Raw genomic sequence first — 17532 nt, 5'->3', positions numbered from 1 at the left:
GGCGACAAGCGATGCGGGTCAGGCCGTTTCGCCGCCGTCCGGGTATTCGCCGACTACCGCGCCGATGCGTCGCAACGATTCCGCGGAAGTCATGCGCCAGTGGGTGGTGGGCAGGTGGTGGCGCCGCACCGTGCCGCTGACCGCCGGTATCCACCGTTCGGCGGCCGGCTCGCTCGAGGCGTCGTGGGCGGCGACGAAGTACGTCAGATCACCGCGGTAGATCCGGGGCCGGTAGGCGGCGGCCAGATCGACCGATCCCAGCGCCGCCTCGAGGATGGGGGTGATCCGCTCCCGGCCCAGCGACGCGAACGGTTCGGGCAGCGCGGCGAGGATCGCGGCAGGATCGTCCGGCATGGTGTCGCCGAACTCCTCGAACCGCTCCCCCAGCAAACCGCCGAGCAGTTCCGCCGTCGCGACCGGCTCGGACCCGTCGGCATCCGGTTCGCCGAACCGGCTGTCCATCACGGCCAGCAGGCCGACCCGCTCACCCTCGTCCTGCAGTTGCACCGCGACGGCATGGGCGAGCACACCGCCGAGCGACCAGCCCAGCAGGTGATAGGGCCCTTCCGGCTGCACCGAGCGGATCGCCTCGACATAACGCCGTGCCCACTGTTCGACGGTGCCGGGCAGGTCCTCCCCGCTCAGGGCCGGCGATTGCAGGCCGTAGAGCGGCCGCTGCACCGAGGCGGCCAGGCCGGCGAACGACCAGGCGACGCCACCGACCGGATGCACACAGAACAGCGGCTCGCCGATACCGTTGCGCCGCAACGGAAGCAGCACGTCGAAGGCGGCATCGGGATCGACCTCGCCGGACGCCCGGTCCAGTTCGGCCAGCACTGCCGCGGGCGTCGGCGCGGTGAACAGCGTCAGCACCGGCACCTGTCGCCCGAGGGCCGCACTCAGCCGCGCCGCGAGCGTGGTCGCCGAGAGCGAGGTACCGCCGAATTCGAAGAAGTTGTCCTCCAAGCCGATCCGCTCCACACCCAGGACCTGGGCGAAGGTGGTACACACCAGCGCCTCGGCCGGGGTCCGCGGCGCGCGGAATGCGCGCACCGCGCGCGGCGGCGCCGGCAGGGCGCGGCGGTCGAGCTTGCCGGACGCGTTCACCGGAAGTTCGTCGAGGACGACCACCGCCGCCGGAACCATGTAGCCGGGCAGACGCCGCGCGAGTTCGCTCCGCAGTCGATCGGCGTCGACGGCATGCCCCGCCTCGGCGACCACATAGGCCACCAACTGCTGGTCGGTACCGTCGTCGCCGCGCACCAGTGCGACGGCCTGAGCGACCTCGGGCTGCGCGACGAGCGCCGCCTCGATCTCCCCGAGCTCGATCCGCAACCCGCGCAGCTTCACCTGGAAGTCCGAGCGGCCGCGGTACTCCAGCTCACCGTCGGCGTTCCACACCACCAGATCGCCGGTGCGGTACATGCGTTCCCCGCCCGTGCCCGCTGCGCCCATGCCCCCGGACCCGCCCGCTGCATCAATGCCCCCGGACCCGCCCATGAAGGGGTCGGCCACGAACCGGTCCGCGGTCAGATCGGGTCGCGCGAGATAGCCGCGCGCTAGCTGGGTTCCGGCGAGGTACAGCTCGCCGGTGACACCCGCGGGCACCGGGCGCAGACGCGAATCGAGCACGTAGACACGGGTGTTGAAGACCGGCCGGCCGATCGGCACCACAGCGGTGTCGGCATCGGTGACCTCGTGGTACGTCACGTCCACCGCCGCCTCGGTCGGCCCGTAGAGGTTGTGCAACCGGGCGCCGGTCAGCGTCCGCAACCGCTGCGCCACCGCCGGCGGTAGCGCCTCGCCGGAGGCGAATACCCGCCGCAGCGAGTTACCGGCCTCGGCCGCCGACTCGGCGACGAACACCGCGAGCATCGACGGGACGAAATGCACGGTGGTGACCGATTCGGCCGCGATCAGGCGGGCCAGATATGCGGGATCGCGGTGCCCCTGCGGTGCGGCCAGCACCAGTCTCGCTCCGACCTGCAACGGCCAGAACAGCTCCCACACCGATACGTCGAAGGTGACGGGCGTCTTCTGCAGCACCACATCGCCGGTGTCGAGCCGATATTCCGACTGCATCCACAGCAACCGGTTCACGATCGCCCGGTGGCTGACCGCCACACCCTTCGGGCGGCCCGTCGACCCGGAGGTGAAGATCACGTAGGCGATGGTCTCGGGACGCAACGGGCGCACCCGGTCCGCATCGGTGACGGCGGCGTCGCTGTATTCGGTGAGGTCCAGCCGATCCAGGGCGAGCGCGCCGTCGATCGTCGAATCCGTCAGTGCCAGTGTGCATTCCGGCGCTGCGGTGTCGAGGATGTGCCGAATGCGCTCCTCCGGCTGATCCGGATCGATCGGTACGTAGGCGGCGCCGGCCTTGAGTACCGCGTAGACGGCGACCAGCAGTTCGACCGAGCGCGGCAGCGCCACCGCCACCCGCTGCTCGGCGCCGATCCCGCGGCCGATCAGATACCGCGCCAGCCGGTTGCTCCGGGCATCGAATTCTGCGTAGGTCAGAACCCGTTGTGCCACAGCGCTTCCCGAGCGATCCTCGGCGAGTGCCACCGCCTCCGGATGTGCGGCCACCGCGGACGCGAACCGGGCGGTCAGCGTGTCCGGGTGGTCACTGCCCGAGACGGGTGGCAGCTCGCGCGCGGTGTCGTTGTAGTCGACCAGGATGCGGGTGCGTTCGGCGTCGTCCAGCAGGTCGATATCGCCGATCGCGATCTCCGCGTCGGCGGCGATCCGGTCGATCACCCGCAGGAAGCGCTGCACGAACCGCTGCACCGTGGCCGCGTCGAACAGGTCGGTGGCGTAGGTGACGGCGGCCGAGATGCCCGCCGGGACGCCCTGCTCGTCGTAGGTGTCGGTCAGATACCAGTGCAAATCGAATTGCGATGTGCGCGTGTCGATCTCGAGTTCGTTGACCATCACGCCGGGCAGCCGCACCTCGGTCCGATTGAGGTTCTGGAACGACAGACCCACCTGGAACAGCGGATGCCGTGCCGTCGACCGGGCCGGATCGAGCAGTTCCACCAGCCGCTCGAACGGCACATCGCTGTTGGCGAAGGCCGCCAGATCCGTCTCGCGCACCTGGTCGAGCAACTCGGCGAACGACGCCTGCGGCGCGACCCGTGCCCGCAGGACCAGGGTGTTGACGAACATGCCGATCAGGTCGTCGAGTTCCGCCTCACCTCGGCCCGCGATCGGCGCGCCGATCGCGACATCCTCGGTGGCGGCGAGCCGGCCCAGCAGGACCGACAGCGCGGCGCGGACCACCATGAACAGGGAGGCGTGCCGGGTCCGCGCCAACCGGTGCAGGGCGGCATGCCGCTCGGCGCCGATCTCGAACGTCAGCGCCCGGCCCCGTAGCGACTGCACCTTCGGGCGCGGCCGGTCCGTGGGCAGTGGCAGCTGTTCGGGCAGATCCGCGAGGGCGGACCGCCAGTGCGCGAGCTGACCCGCGACCAGCGACCCCGGATCGTCCTCCGGGCCGAGCAGTTCGCGCTGCCACAGTGCGTAATCGGCGTACTGCACCGGCAGCGCGGACCATTGCGGCGCCGCACCGGCCGTGCGCGCCGCGTAGGCGGTCAGCAGATCCCGGGCCAGCGGCACGGCCGAGGCGCCGTCGGCGCAGATGTGGTGCATCGACAGCACCACGATGTGCTCGGAGGTATCCGTGACCCGCAGCAGTGCCGCGCGCACCGGAATGTCACGCGTGACGTCGAAGGGACGCGAAAGCAGCTGCGCGACTGCGGTTTCCACCTCGTCGGCGGTCACCGATCCGACCGTGAACTGGGCGTCTGCATCGGCCAGGATCTGCTGGAACGGTCCGTCGTCGGCCTGCGGGTAGACGGTCCGCAAGACCTCGTGCCGCTCGACCACATCGGCGAAGGCGAGCTCGAGTGCCGCGGCGTCCACCGCACCGGTCAGGCGTACCGCGAACGGCACGTTGTAGGCCGCGGAGGCGGGATCCATGCGGTTGAGCAACCACATCCGCTGCTGGGCCGGCGACAACGGGATCCGTTGTGGCCGGGGCCGGGCGGTGAGCTCGACCCTCGTCGTACCGGCGTGGGCGGCGAGCCGTTCGGCCAGCGCACGCACCGTCGGCGCCTCGAACACCGTGCGCACCGGGATCCGGGTCGCCGTCCGCGCGCCCAGGCGCGCGACGACCTGGGTGGCGATCAGCGAGTTGCCGCCGAGTTCGAAGAAGTCGTCGTCGGCGCCGACCCGGGGCACACCGAGCGCCTCGGCCAGCACCGCGGCGACCAGACGCTGCTGCGGCGTGGCCGGTTCGCGATACGGCCGCGCCTGGAACTGCGGTTCCGGCAATGCCTTTCGATCCAGTTTGCCCACCGGGGTGAGCGGCACGCGGTCGAGGACGACGACCGCGGCCGGCACCATATGCGACGGCAGACTGCGCGCGGCGTAGGCGGTCACCTGCTGCGGATCGATCGAACGTCCCGGCACCGCCCGCACATACGACACCAGTGCGGTGGCACCGGCCGGGGTCTCGCGGCCCAGGGTGACCGCGAAATCGATGTCGTCGTGACCGGCGAGCACCGCGTCGATCTCGCCGAGTTCGATGCGGAAGCCGCGCACCTTGACCTGGAAGTCGGTGCGGCCCAGATATTCCAGCTCCCACTCACCCGTGCCGCCGACGATCCAGCGGACCAGGTCGCCGGTGCGATACATCCGGGTGCCGGGCGCACCCCACGGGCAGGCGACGAAACGTCCGGCGCTCAGCCCCGCCCGGGCGTGGTACCCGCGGGCCAGCGCCTCGCCCACGACGTACAGCTCACCCGCGACACCGGGCGGCACCGGCTGCATACGCGCGTCGAGCACGAGCGTGGTCGTGCCCGGCACCGGGGTGCCGATGGTGATCGGCACGCCCGCGACCAGCACCGCGTACGCGGAGGAGATGGTGGCCTCGGTCGGGCCGTAGCTGTTGACGAAGCGGCGGCCGGGCTGCCATCTGGCCAGCAGTTCCGGCGTGGTCGCATCGCCGCCGGCGCCGACGACCTCCAGGTCGGGCAGTCCGGACGGATCCACGGTGGCCAGCATGGCCGGGGTGATCATGGTGTGGGTGACCCGCTCGTCACGCAGCAGATCCGCGAGTTCCTGTCCGCCCAGCACCGACGGCGGCGCGATGACCAGGGTGGCCCCGCTGCCGAAGGTCAGCAGCCACTCCTCCAGCGACTGATCGAAACTCGGCGAGCAGACGTGCAGGAAGCGGTGCCGCGGTTGCACCCGGCACAGTCGGGTGGCATGGGCGGCGAGGTTGGCGACCCGCCGGTGCGTGACGGTCACGCCCTTCGGCAGACCGGTCGAACCCGAGGTGTAGATGGTGTAGGCGGCATTGTCCGGGCGCAGCGGACGGAGGCGGTCGGCGTCCGTGATCGGATCGGGCGAGCGGCGCGCGCAGGCTGCGGCGGTGGTCTCCTCGTCCAGTGCCCACCAGGTGGTGGCCGTGGGCAGATCGGCGGCGAATTCCCGTGTGGTGATACCGATTACGGCGGCGGAGTCGACCACCATATGCCGCACCCGATCGGGCGGGTAGCTCGGATCGACCGGCACGTACGCGCCGCCGGCCTTCGCGACCGCCCAGACCGCGGCGATCATCTCGTAGGAGCGCGGCAGCGCGATCGCCACCGACCGCTCCGGGCCGACGCCCGCGTCGATGAGCAGGCGGGCCAGCCGAGAGGACTGCCGGTCCAGCTCCCCGTAGGTCACCGATCGGCCGTCGACGCGCACCGCGACCCGGTCGGCGCCGTGACGCAGGCCGCGCGTGAAGATCTCCGGCAGCAGCCCGCCGGCGAGGACCGGGCCGCCGTCCATCCGGGTGAACTGCTCGTACTCCGCCTCGGACAGCAGCGGCAGGCTGCCGACGGTCCGCTCCGGGGTGGCGGCCACGGCCGTGAGCAGTCCGGTGAAGCGCCGGGCGAACGACTCGACCGTGATGTGGTCGAACAGATCACGCGCGTACGAGAGGTCGGCGAGCAGCCCCTCCCCGGTCTCCTGCACGGTCAGCGACAGATCGAATTGTTCGGCGTCGAAATCGAAATCGACGGCCTCGACCCGCAGACCGGGCAGTGCTATATCGCGCTGCGGCAGGTTCTGGAAGGTCAGCATCACCTGGAACAGCGGATGGCGTGCCGTGGAGCGCTCCGGATTCACCAGCTCCACCAACCGCTCGAACGGCAGATCGGCGTGCCCGAACGCCTGCAGGTCGGTATCGCGTGCGGCGCGGAGCAATTCGGCGAAGCTCACCTCGCCCGGCACCCGGGTGCGCAGCACGAGGGTGTTGACGAACATGCCGACCACGTCGTCGAGTTCGGCCTCGCCGCGGCCCGCGATCGGGGTGCCGACGGCGACGTCGTCGGTACCGGCCATCCGTGCCACGAACAGCGCCCACGCGGCGTGCACCACCATGAACAGCGTCGCGTTGTGCGCGCGGCCGAGCTCGACCAGATCCGCGCGCAGCTGCCCCGAGAGGGGGAACACCACTCGGCCGCCGCGCGCGGACTGCACGGCCGGGCGCGGGCGATCGGCGGGCAGATTCACCTCGTCCGGCAGACCGGCCAGCTGCTCGCGCCAATAGCGCGCCTGCGTCGAGATCAGGCTTCGCGCATCGTCTTCCGAGCCGAGCACCTGCCGCTGCCACAGCGCGTAATCCGCGTACTGCACCGGCAGCGGGGACCAGTGCGGTGTCTCGCCCGCGCGGCGGGCGGTATAGGCGAGCATCACATCGCGGGTCAGCGGCCGCATGGACCAGCCGTCGGCGGCGATGTGATGCACCACGACCACCAGCACGTGTTCGTCGGCCGAAAGCCGCAGCAGCGCAACGCGAATCGGCACCTCGGTGCTCACGTCGAACCCGGCCGAGGCCAGCTCGGCGATGCACGCCGCGACCTCCTGCGCGCCGACCGGCCGCGGCGTGAGATCCGCGCCCACCTGCGACGCGGGCAGGATGTGCTGCACGACGCCCTGGGCCGTCTGCGGATAGACGGTGCGCAACACCTCGTGTCGGTCCAGCACGTCGAGTACCGCCTGCTGCAGGGCGTCGACCCGCAGCTCACCGCGCAGCCGCACGGCGGCGGGCACGTTGTAGGCCGCGGATTCGGGTTCGAACTGGTTGAGGAACCACATCCGCTGCTGTGCCAGCGACAGCGGCAGCGCCTCGGGCCGCGGCCCGGCGGTCAGCGCCGTGCGGCCGCCGGAGCCGATGTGGCCGTCCACCCGCACCGCGAGCGCGGTCACCGTCGATGCCTCGAACAGCAGCCGGACCGGGATCCGGGCGTCCAGGGCCGCGCCGAGGCGGGCCGATACCTGGGTGGCCAGCAACGAATTGCCGCCGAGGGCGAAGAAATCGTCGTCGGCACCGACCCGAGGCGATCCCAGCACCTCGGCGTAGATGTCGGCGATGGTCTGTTCCACCGGGCCGGCGGGGGCGCGGTAGGCCGTCGCCTCGAAGGCGGGGCGGGGCAGCGCGGCCCGGTCCAGCTTGCCGTTCACGGTCAGCGGCAGCGCGTCGAGGACGACGAACGCCTCGGGCACCATGTACGACGGGAGTGTCTGTGCCAGCGCCTTTTTCACGTCGGCGACATCGATATCCCCGGCGGACGGCACGAGGTAGGCGACCAGCCGGTCGGCGGTGCGCGGATCGGAGACCGCCAGCACGGCGACCTGGGCGAGCGCCGGCAGCGCGAGCAGCGCCGCCTCGATTTCCCCGAGTTCGATGCGGAAGCCCCGCACCTTCACCTGGAAATCGGTGCGGCCCCGGTATTCGAGTTCGCCGGCCGCGTTCCACGCCACCACGTCGCCGGTGCGATACATGCGCGTTCCGGGTTCGAACGGATCGGCCACGAACCGTTCCGCGGTCAGATCGGCGCGGCCGTGATAGCCGCGAGCCAGCTGCGCACCGGCGAGATACAGCTCACCGGGCACGCCCACCGGTACCGGCAGCAGCCGCGAATCCAGCACGTACACCCGGCTGTTGGCCTCCGGGCGGCCGATCGGGACCGCCACCGTATCGGTGTCGTCGACCGCGTGGACCGTGATCGAGACCGCGGCCTCGGTCGGGCCGTAGAGGTTGTACAGCCGGACGGAACTGTCGCGGCGCACGCGCTGCGCGGTGGTGGCGGGCAGCGCCTCACCGATGGCGAGGACGCGGCGCAGCGAGGGCGGCAGGCTGCCGCCGGAGGCGGTGAGCAGCGCGTCGAGCATCGACGGGACGACGTGCAGTGTGGTCACCTGCTCGCGCCGCATCAGCTCGTCGAGGTAGGCGGGATCGCGATGGCCGTCCGGTGCGGCGACCACGAGCCGGCCGCCGGAGACGGCGGCGGACCAGAATTCCCAGACCGAGAGGTCGAAGGTGGAGGCGGTCTTCAGCAACACCGAGTCGTCGGCGCCCAGATCGAACTGCGCTGTCTTCCAACGCAATTGATTGACGATCGCCTCATGGGAGACGGTGACGCCCTTCGGCCGGCCCGTCGAACCGGAGGTGAAGACCACATAGGCCGGATGCTGGGGCAGCAGCGGAGCGCGGCGGTCCCGATCGGTCACCGGCGCGGTGGACAGATCCGGTACGGCGTCGACGTCCACCACTCGCACCGTCTCGTCCTGCAGCGTCGGTGCGATATCCGAGGTGGTCAGCACACACAGCGGTGCGGCGGTCGAGAGGATGTAGCCGACCCGCTCGGCCGGCTGGTCCGGATCGACCGGCACATACGCACCTCCGGCGACGCTGACCGCGTACATGGCGGCGATCAGCTCCCGGGATCGGCGCAGGGCCAGCGCCACGCGCGTCTCCGGGCCGACACCCAGCGCGATGAGATGCCGGGCGAGCCGATTGACCTGCGCCGACAGCTCGGCATAGGACACCGCTTCACCGGTACCGTCGCGATCGATGATCAGCGCCGGTGCCGTACCGGCGGCGGCCACCGTCGCGTTCCACATCTCGGGAAGCGTTGTCGCACAACCTGGTTCGGCCGTATCGTTCCAGGTTCGCAGAATCCGCACCCGCTCCTGCGGTGCGAGCAGATCCACCGAGCCGACGGCCCGGTCCGGATCGGCACAGACGGCGTCCAGCAGCCGCAGCAGCCGCTCGCCGAACCCGGCCACGGTGGGGGCGTCGAAGAGCGCGGTGGCGTAGGTGAGCGATGCGGCCATGCCGAGCGGCGCACCGGACGCGTCGTAGCGGTCGGTGATCACCAGATGCAGGTCGAACTGCGAGACGGCGGTGTCGAAATCCGCCGCGCTCACCGTCAATCCGTCCAGCGCGAACTCCGCGGCGGCCTGATTGTGGAAGGAGAAGCCGACCTGGAACAGCGGATGCCGAGCGGTCGACCGGACCGGGTTCAGCACCTCGACCAACCGCTCGAACGGGATGTCGGCATGGGAGAAGGCGGCCAGATCGCGGTCGCGCACGCCCGCGAGCAGTGCGGCGAAGCCCGCACCCGGATCGACCTCGGTGCGCAACACCAGGGTGTTGACGAACATGCCGACCAACTCGTCGAGCGCTCCGTCGCCGCGGCCGGCGATGGGCGTGCCGATCGCGATATCCGTGGAGGCGGCCAGCCGCGACAGCAGGGTCGCGAAGGCGGCGTGCATCACCATGAACAGCGTCGCGCCGTGGGTGCGGCCGATCTCGATCAGGCGGGTGTGTGTCACCGCGTCCACGGTGAAGTCCACGGTGGCGCCGGCGGTGGAGACCGTCGCCGGACGCGGCCGATCGGTGGGCAGCGCCAGCTGGTCGGGCAGCCCCGCCAGCGCGCGCGTCCAGTAGCCGATCTGCCGGGCGGCCGGCGATTGCGGATCGTCCTCGGAGCCGAGCACCTCCCGCTGCCAGAGCGCGAAGTCGGCGTATTGGACGGGCAGCGGAGTCCAGCCGGGCGCGGTCCCGGCGCGGCGGGCGGCGTAGGCGGTCATCACGTCGCGGGCCAGCGGGACCAGCGAGGAACCGTCGGCGGCGATGTGATGGACGGCCACGACGAGCACGTACTCGCTGCCCGGTGCGTCGGTGACGGCGAACAGCCGGGCCCGCAGCGGCACCGCGGCCGTCACGTCGAACGGCTCGGTGACGAACTGCGATACCGCATCGAGCACGTCGGCACCGGGCAGCGGCACCGGCGCCAGCCGCGGCGCCGAGGCGTCGGCGACGGGGAGGATCACCTGCACCGGTCCGGCCTCGGTCTGCGGATACAGCGTGCGCAGCACCTCGTGCCGGGCCACCACATCGGCGAACGCGGCGTTCAGCGCGGCCACGTCGAGATCGCCGCTCAGCCGCATGGCCAGCGGGATCGTGTACGCGGCGGACTGTTCGTCCATACGGTTGAGCAGCCACATGCGCTGCTGGGCGAGCGAGAGCGGTACCGGCCCGTCGACAGCGCGCGGGGTCAGCGCCACCCGGGCCGGCGCGCCCTCCGGCGCCGCGGCGGCGGACGCCAGCGCGGCCACCGTGGGATGTTCGAAGACGGCACGCACCGGCACCGTCGTGTCGAACGCCGCGCCGAGCCGCGCGGCCAAACGCGTTGCGGTGAGGGAATTTCCGCCGAGCGCGAAGAAGTCGTCGTCGAGCCCGAGGCGGCGGGATTCGCCGAGGCCGAGCACCCCGGCCACGATCTCGGCGACCGTGGATTCGGCGGCGGTGCGCGGAGCACGGAATTCGGCGACCCGGAAAACCGGCTCCGGCAGTGCCTTCCGATCCAGTTTGCCGGTCGGCGTCAGCGGAATCCGGTCGATGACCATGATCGCGGCCGGAACCATGTACGCGGTGAGGCTGCGCGAGGCGTGGGCCACCACGTCGTCCACGTCGACGGTGTGCCCGGGCGCGGGGACCACATAGGCGACCAGCGACGTCTCCCCTGTCGCATCCAGATGGCCCAGGCTGGCGGCGAATTGGATCGACTGGTGCGCGCCGAGCACCGCGTCGATCTCGCCCAGTTCGATGCGCAGGCCACGCACCTTCACCTGGTGATCCGAGCGGCCCACGTATTCGACGACGTATTCCTCGCCGCGCGCGACCCAGCGCACCAGATCGCCGGTGCGGTAGAGCCGCTCGCCCGGCGCGCCGTGCGGATCGGCGACGAAACGTTCGGCCGTCAGCGCCGCCCGCGCGTGGTAGCCGCGCGCCAGACCCGGGCCGCGCAGATACAGCTCACCGGTGACGCCGGCCGGCACCGGGCGCAACCGCCCGTCGAGTACCACCGCCGACATCCCGGCGATCGGAGCGCCCATATCCAGCGGGTCGCCCGGACGCTTCACCGCGCTCACGGTCGCGAAGACGGTGGTTTCGGTCGGGCCGTAGGTGTTGTGGAATTCGCGATCCGCGGCCCAGCGGGCCATCAGGTCCGGACCGTAGGCCTCACCACCGACCGTCAGCCGCCGCAGTCGCGGCAGTGCGGCGGGGTCGAGGGTCCGCAGTACCGCGGGAGTGATGAACGCGTGCGAAACCCGTTGGGCTGACAGCAATTCCGTCAGTTCATCGCCACCGTAGACGCCGACCGGCGCGATGACGGCGGTCGCCGAACCCGCGAAGGCCATCAGTAGTTCCAGCATGGAGGCGTCGAAGCTCGGCGAGGAGGCGTGCAGGACCCGCGCGCCCGAGTCGATCCGATAGTGCCGGCGATGCGCGGTCACGATCGCCCCGATTCCGCCGTGGGTCACCACGACGCCCTTCGGCTTCCCGGTCGTGCCGGAGGTGTAGATCATCCATGCCGGATTCTGCAACCGGACCGGGCGCAGCAGTTCGTGCGCCGCGATCGGCTCTGCGGAGGTAGTGCGCAGGCGCGCAGCGATATCCGGTGCGTCGACGGTGATCGCGCGCACCGTGCCGGGAAGCGCGGCGGCGTCGGCGACGGTCGTGATGCCCACGGTCGCGCCGGAATCGGCGAGCATATGCGCGATTCGCTCCGCCGGATAGTCCGGGTCGACCGGCAGGAAGGCGGCTCCCGCCTTCGCCACCGCCCACCAGGCCACCACCCACCGCACCGAGCGGGTGATCGCGATCGCGACGAAATCCTCTGTGCCGACGCCGGATTCGATCAGGACCCGCGCCAACCGGCTGGACTCGGCATCCAGTTCCGCGTAGCTCACCTCCCGGCCGTCACCGCACAGCGCGGTCCCGGTGGGATTGCGCCGGGCCGCCTCGGCCAGGAACTCCGCCAGGGTGCGGGCGGCGACGAACGGGGTAGGGCGGGCGTCGAGCAGGGCCGCGCGTTCGGCCGGGGACAGCAGGTCGATATCGCCGACGGCGCGCTGCGGTTCCGCGACGGCCGCGCCGATCACCCGGCCCAGCCGCCGCAGCAGTCCCGCCGCGGTGGCCGGGTCGTACAGATCGGTGGCGTAGGTGAGTTCGAGCGGCAGATGCCCGTCGGCGTCGAGTTCGTCCGACACGGTGAACTGCAGGTCGAATTTGGCCACGGGACGGTCGAACTCGACCGGCTCGAGGATCAGTCCGGGCACGGCATGGGTCTGTGAGCCGAGGTTGAGATAGCTCAGCGATACCGTGAACAGCGGGTTGCGATCCGCCGTGCGCGCCACTCCCAGAGCGTCGACCACGCGATCGAAAGGCAGTGCCGCATGGGCGAATGCGGCCAGATCGACGGCCCGCGTGTGGTCGAGTACCGCATCGAAGCTGTCGGTGCTCCGTGGCCTCGTCCGCAACGTCAGGGTGTTGACGAACATGCCGACCAACTCGTCCAGTGCGCTGGCGCCGCGCCCGGCGACGGGGGTGCCGACGGCGATGTCGTCACCACCGGACAGCCGGCCCAGCAGCACGGTCAGGGCGGCGTGCCAGACCATGAACGGGGTCGCGCCGTGCGCCTTGGCGAGGCGGTGAACCGCACCGGCGACGGCGCCGTCGATGCGACCGCGCACGACCGCACCCCGGCGCGAGGCCACGGGCGGGCGCGGCCGATCGGCGGGCAGGGCGAGTTCGTCCGGCAGATCCGCCAGCGTGCGGGTCCAGAAGTCCAGGTGTTCGGCCTCGGCGGCACCCAGCGACTCCCGTTGCCACAGTGCGTAATCCGCATACTGCACGGGCAGTTCGGGCCAGTTCGGCGCGGTCCGGGTGCGGCGGGCCAGATAGGCGGCGATCAGATCCCGCAGCAGCGGATTCAGCGAATAGCCGTCGGCGGCGATGTGATGGACGACCACCACGAAGACGTGGCTGGTCTCGGATTCCCGGACGAGCAGGGCCCGCACCGGCGGTGCGGCGGTCACGTCGAAACCGCGTCCGGCGAAGTCGGCGATCGGCTCCGCCGCGGCGCCGGCCAGAGTTTCGAATGCGATGGGCGCCTGGTCGGGCGCCAGGACCACCTGGCAGCCCGCGCCCTCGGCATCGAGCGGATAGTAGGTGCGCAGCGCCTCGTGGCGGGCGACCACATCGGTGAAGGCGGCGTGCATGGTCGCCTCGTCCAGATCGCCGAGGATGCGGACCGCGACCGCGATGTTGTCGGCCGCCGAATCCGGGGCCAGGCGGTTGAGGAACCACATGCCCTGCTGCACCGGCGCCAGCGGAACGACGTCGGGGCGTTCGACGGCGACCGGGCCGAGCAGATCGGTTGCGGCGCCGTCGGTGTCGGCGATCATGGCGGCGGCCAGACCGGCGACGGTCGGGTGTTCGAACAGCATGCGGACGGGAATGCGGCGGCCGTGGCGCTCGCCCAGCCGGGCGAGTACCCGGGTGGCGACGAGCGAATTGCCGCCGAGGGCGAAGAAGTCGTCGTCGGCGCCGACGCGTTCGATACCGAGAACCTGTGCGAAGGTCTCGGCGACCAACCGCTCGGCAGGTGTGCTCGGCTCCCGGTATTCGTCACCGCCGAAGACCGCCGCGACCCGCGGGTCACCGGCATCGGGCAGTGCGCCCCGATCGAGCTTGCCGGAGGCGTTGAGCGGGAACGCATCCAGCGCGACCACGGCCGAGGGGACCATATATCCGGGCAGTTGGGCGACGGCCGCATCGCGCGCCCGGTCACCGATGCGGGGGTCGGCGGATCCGCCGACCGGGGTGACGAAACCGATGAGGTGGTCGCCACCCGGAGCCGCCACGATCCGCACGGCCGCCGCGGCGACACCGGGCACCGCCGCGAGCACGGCCTCGATCTCACCGAGTTCGATGCGCTGGCCGCGGAATTTCACCTGGAAGTCGGTGCGGCCGAGGTAGATCAGCTCGGGTGTGTCACCGCTGACGTCCCAGCGCACCAGATCGCCGGTGCGGTACATGCGGGAACCGGCCTCGAACGGGTCGGCCACGAATCGGTCGGCGGTGAGGTCGGCGCGGCCGTAGTAGCCGCGCGCCAGCTGGGCGCCGGCCAGGTACAGCTCGCCCGCGACGCCGGGCGGGGTCGGCTGCAGCCGGGAATCCAGCACGTAGACCCGGCTGTTCCATTCGGGCCGGCCGATCGGCAGGGCCGGGCGGTCGGTCACCCCGGTGACGTCGCGGTAGGTGATGGAGACGGCGGCCTCGGTGGGCCCGTACAGGTTGTGCAGCCGCGCCGGGCTGATCGCGCCGAACGCCCGCACCGTCTCGGCGGGCAGCGCCTCACCGATGACGAACACCTGTCGCAGCGACCGCACCTGCGCCGGAGCGACCTGGGCGGCGAAGACGCTGAGCATCGACGGCACGAAATCGGTGACCGTGACGCCGTATTCGGCGATGGTGTCGGCGAGATAGCCAGGATCGCGGTGGCCGTCCGGGGCGGCGAGCACCAGGGTGGCGCCGATCCGCAACGGCAGGAAGTAGCCCCACAGCGAGACGTCGAAGGTGGTCGCGGTCTTCTGCAGGTACACGTCCGCGGCGGTGAGCCGGTACTCGGCCTGCATCCACGTCATCTGATTGACGATCGCGGCGTGGGTAATGGTGACGCCCTTGGGCTTTCCGGTGGAACCGGAGGTGAAGAGCACATAGGCCGCATGGTTCGCGTACATCGGGCTGTGGCGTTCGTTCACCGCGATCGGATCGTCGCGGTAGGCATCCAGCGCGACGGTGTCGACCGCGACGGTCGGGCCCTCGAAGTCCACCTCGGCGCCGGTGGTGGTGAGCAGCACCGCGGGCCGGGCCGTATCCAGGATGTGGGCGATGCGCTGGGCCGGATGGTCGGGATCGATCGGGACGTACGCACCGCCGGCCTTGAGCACGGCGTACATCGCCACCACCAACGCCGGTGAGCGCCGGATCGACAGGGCGACCAGCGATTCCGGTCCCACCCCGGCGGCGATGAGGTGGCGCGCGAGGCGGTTGCTGCGGCTGTCGAGTTCACCGTAGGTGAGGACGGTCGGCGCCGAGCCGTCGTCCGGGACGTAGCGCACGGCGGGCAGCCGCGGTGCGGTCGCGGCCTGCGCTTCGAACTCGTCGAGCAGCAGTTCCGCCCCGAAACCGATATGCGCCGAGTCGTTCCACTCGGTGAGGACGCGCTCGCGCTCACCCGCGGCGAACAGGTCGATATCGCCGACGACGCGCTGCGGATCGGCGATGACCGCCTCGATCACCCGCAGGAACCGCGCGGCCAGGCTCTCCACCGTCGCGGTATCGAAAAGCTCTGTGGCGTACGTGAATCCGATCTCGCGTTCGGTGACGGTGACCTGCAGGTCGAACGGATTCACCGCGGTGTCGAGGCGCACCTCTCCGACGCTCAGCTCACCCAGTTCGACCGTCACCGGGTTCAGGTTCTGGAAGAACAACGCCACCTGGAACAGCGGATGGTGGGCTTGTGAACGTGGCGGGTCGAGCACCTCGACGAGGCGCTCGAACGGGATGTCGGCGTGGGCGAAGGCGGCGAGATCACCCTCGCGCACCTGCCGCAGCACGGCCGAGAACGGCTGCGCCGGCTGGATCTCGGCACGCAGTACGAGGGTGTTGACGAACATTCCGACCAGATCGTCGAGGACCGCCGCACCGCGCCCGGCGACCGGTGCGCCGATGGCGATGTCGCCGGTGCCCGACATCCGGGCGAGCAGCACCGCGAGCGCGGCGTGCACCACCATGAACGGCGTGCTCTCGTAGCGTCCGGCCAGTTCGTCCAGGCCGGTTCGCAGCCGCGCGTCGAAGTCGACGGTGACCGTGGCGGCGGTGTGACCGGCAACGGCCGGGCGCGGCCGGTCCGTGGGCAGGTCCAGCCGGGTCGGGAGTCCGCGCAACCGATCGCGCCAGAACTGCAGTTGGCGCGCGGCCGAGGAATCCGGATCGGATTCCGCGCCGAGTACCTCGCGCTGCCACAGCGCGTAGTCGGCGTACTGGATCGACAGCTCCTGCCACTGCGGGGCGGTGCCGGTGCTGCGGGCCGCGTACGCCGTGGCGATATCGCGGGCCAGCGGCCCCATCGAGAAGCCGTCCGCGGCGATGTGGTGGACGACAAGCACCAGAATATGTTCGGGCGCACTGCTTTCCGATCGCACGGGCAGCAGGGCCACGCGCAGCGGAACCTCGGTGGTCACATCGAACGGTTCGGCTATGAATGTGCCGATCGCCGTGGCGATGTCGTTTCCGTGCAGCCGCGACAGCACCGGTACGTGGTCGGCGGGCCGGATCTGCTGATAGCCGATGCCGCCGATATCCGGATACACCGTGCGCAGTGTTTCGTGCCGCGCGACGATATCGGCGAGCGCGGCTTCCAGGGCCGCCGTATCGAGCGCACCGGTGAGGCGCAGCGCGACGGGGATGTTGTGCACGCTCTGCCCGGGGTCGAACCGGTTGAGGAACCACATGCGCTGCTGCGCGGGCGAGAGCGGCACCAGATCCGGGCGCGGGCGCGCGATCAGCGGCACGGCGGCGCCGCGGCCCGCGAACTCCGCGGCGCGGGCGGCCAATGCACCGACGGCGGGCGCGTCGAAGACCAGGCGCACCGGCAGTTCGGCATCCAGTTCGGCGCCCAGCCGGGCGGCGACCCGGGTGGCGGTCAGCGAGTTGCCGCCGAGGGCGAAGAAGTCGTCGTCGAGTCCGACGCGCTCCAGCCCGAGCAGCTCCGCGTAGACGGCGGCGACGGCGAGTTCGGCTCGGGTACCGGGAGCACGGAAGGCACGCGCCCGGAAAGCGGGTTCCGGCAACGCTTTCCGGTCCAGCTTGCCCGACGCGTTGAGTGGCAGCGCGTCCATGATCATGATCACCGCGGGGACCATGTATTCGGGCAGCCGCCGGGCACAGTCGGCCCGCAGCCGGTCGGCGTCGACGTCACGGCCGGATGCGGCGACCGCGTAGGCGACGATCCGATCGCCGGTGTCGCGGTCGTCGCGCACCACGGCCACCGCCTGGGCGACGCCCTCGGATTCGCGCAGGGCGCTCTCGATTTCGCCGAGTTCGATGCGCAGGCCACGCACCTTCACCTGGAAATCGGCGCGGCCCACGTATTCCAGTTCGCCGGTGGCGTGCCAGCGCGCGATATCGCCGGTGCGATACATGCGTTCGCCGGCGCGGAACGGGTCGGCGACGAAGCGGTCCGCGGTCAGGTCCGGGCGGGCGACATATCCCTCGGCCAATTGCGTTCCGGCGAGGTACAACTCACCCGCCACACCGACGGGTACCGGGCGCAG

1 protein-coding gene is annotated in these 17532 nt (G+C 71.0%); it reads right to left on the bottom strand.

Annotated elements, in window-relative coordinates; all coding sequences use genetic code 11:
• Nucleotides 1-18: 18 nt before the first annotated feature.
• The coding region (locus tag NK1_RS00005) for a non-ribosomal peptide synthetase (protein ID WP_063006592.1) at nt 19-17532 on the bottom strand (17514 nt) is incomplete at its 5' end.

Source organism: Nocardia kruczakiae NBRC 101016 (genome assembly GCF_001612965.1).
Lineage (GTDB): Bacteria > Actinomycetota > Actinomycetes > Mycobacteriales > Mycobacteriaceae > Nocardia > Nocardia kruczakiae.
The sequence above is the reverse complement of the archived record's forward strand: the minus strand, read 5'-3'. Positions and strand labels throughout refer to the sequence as shown.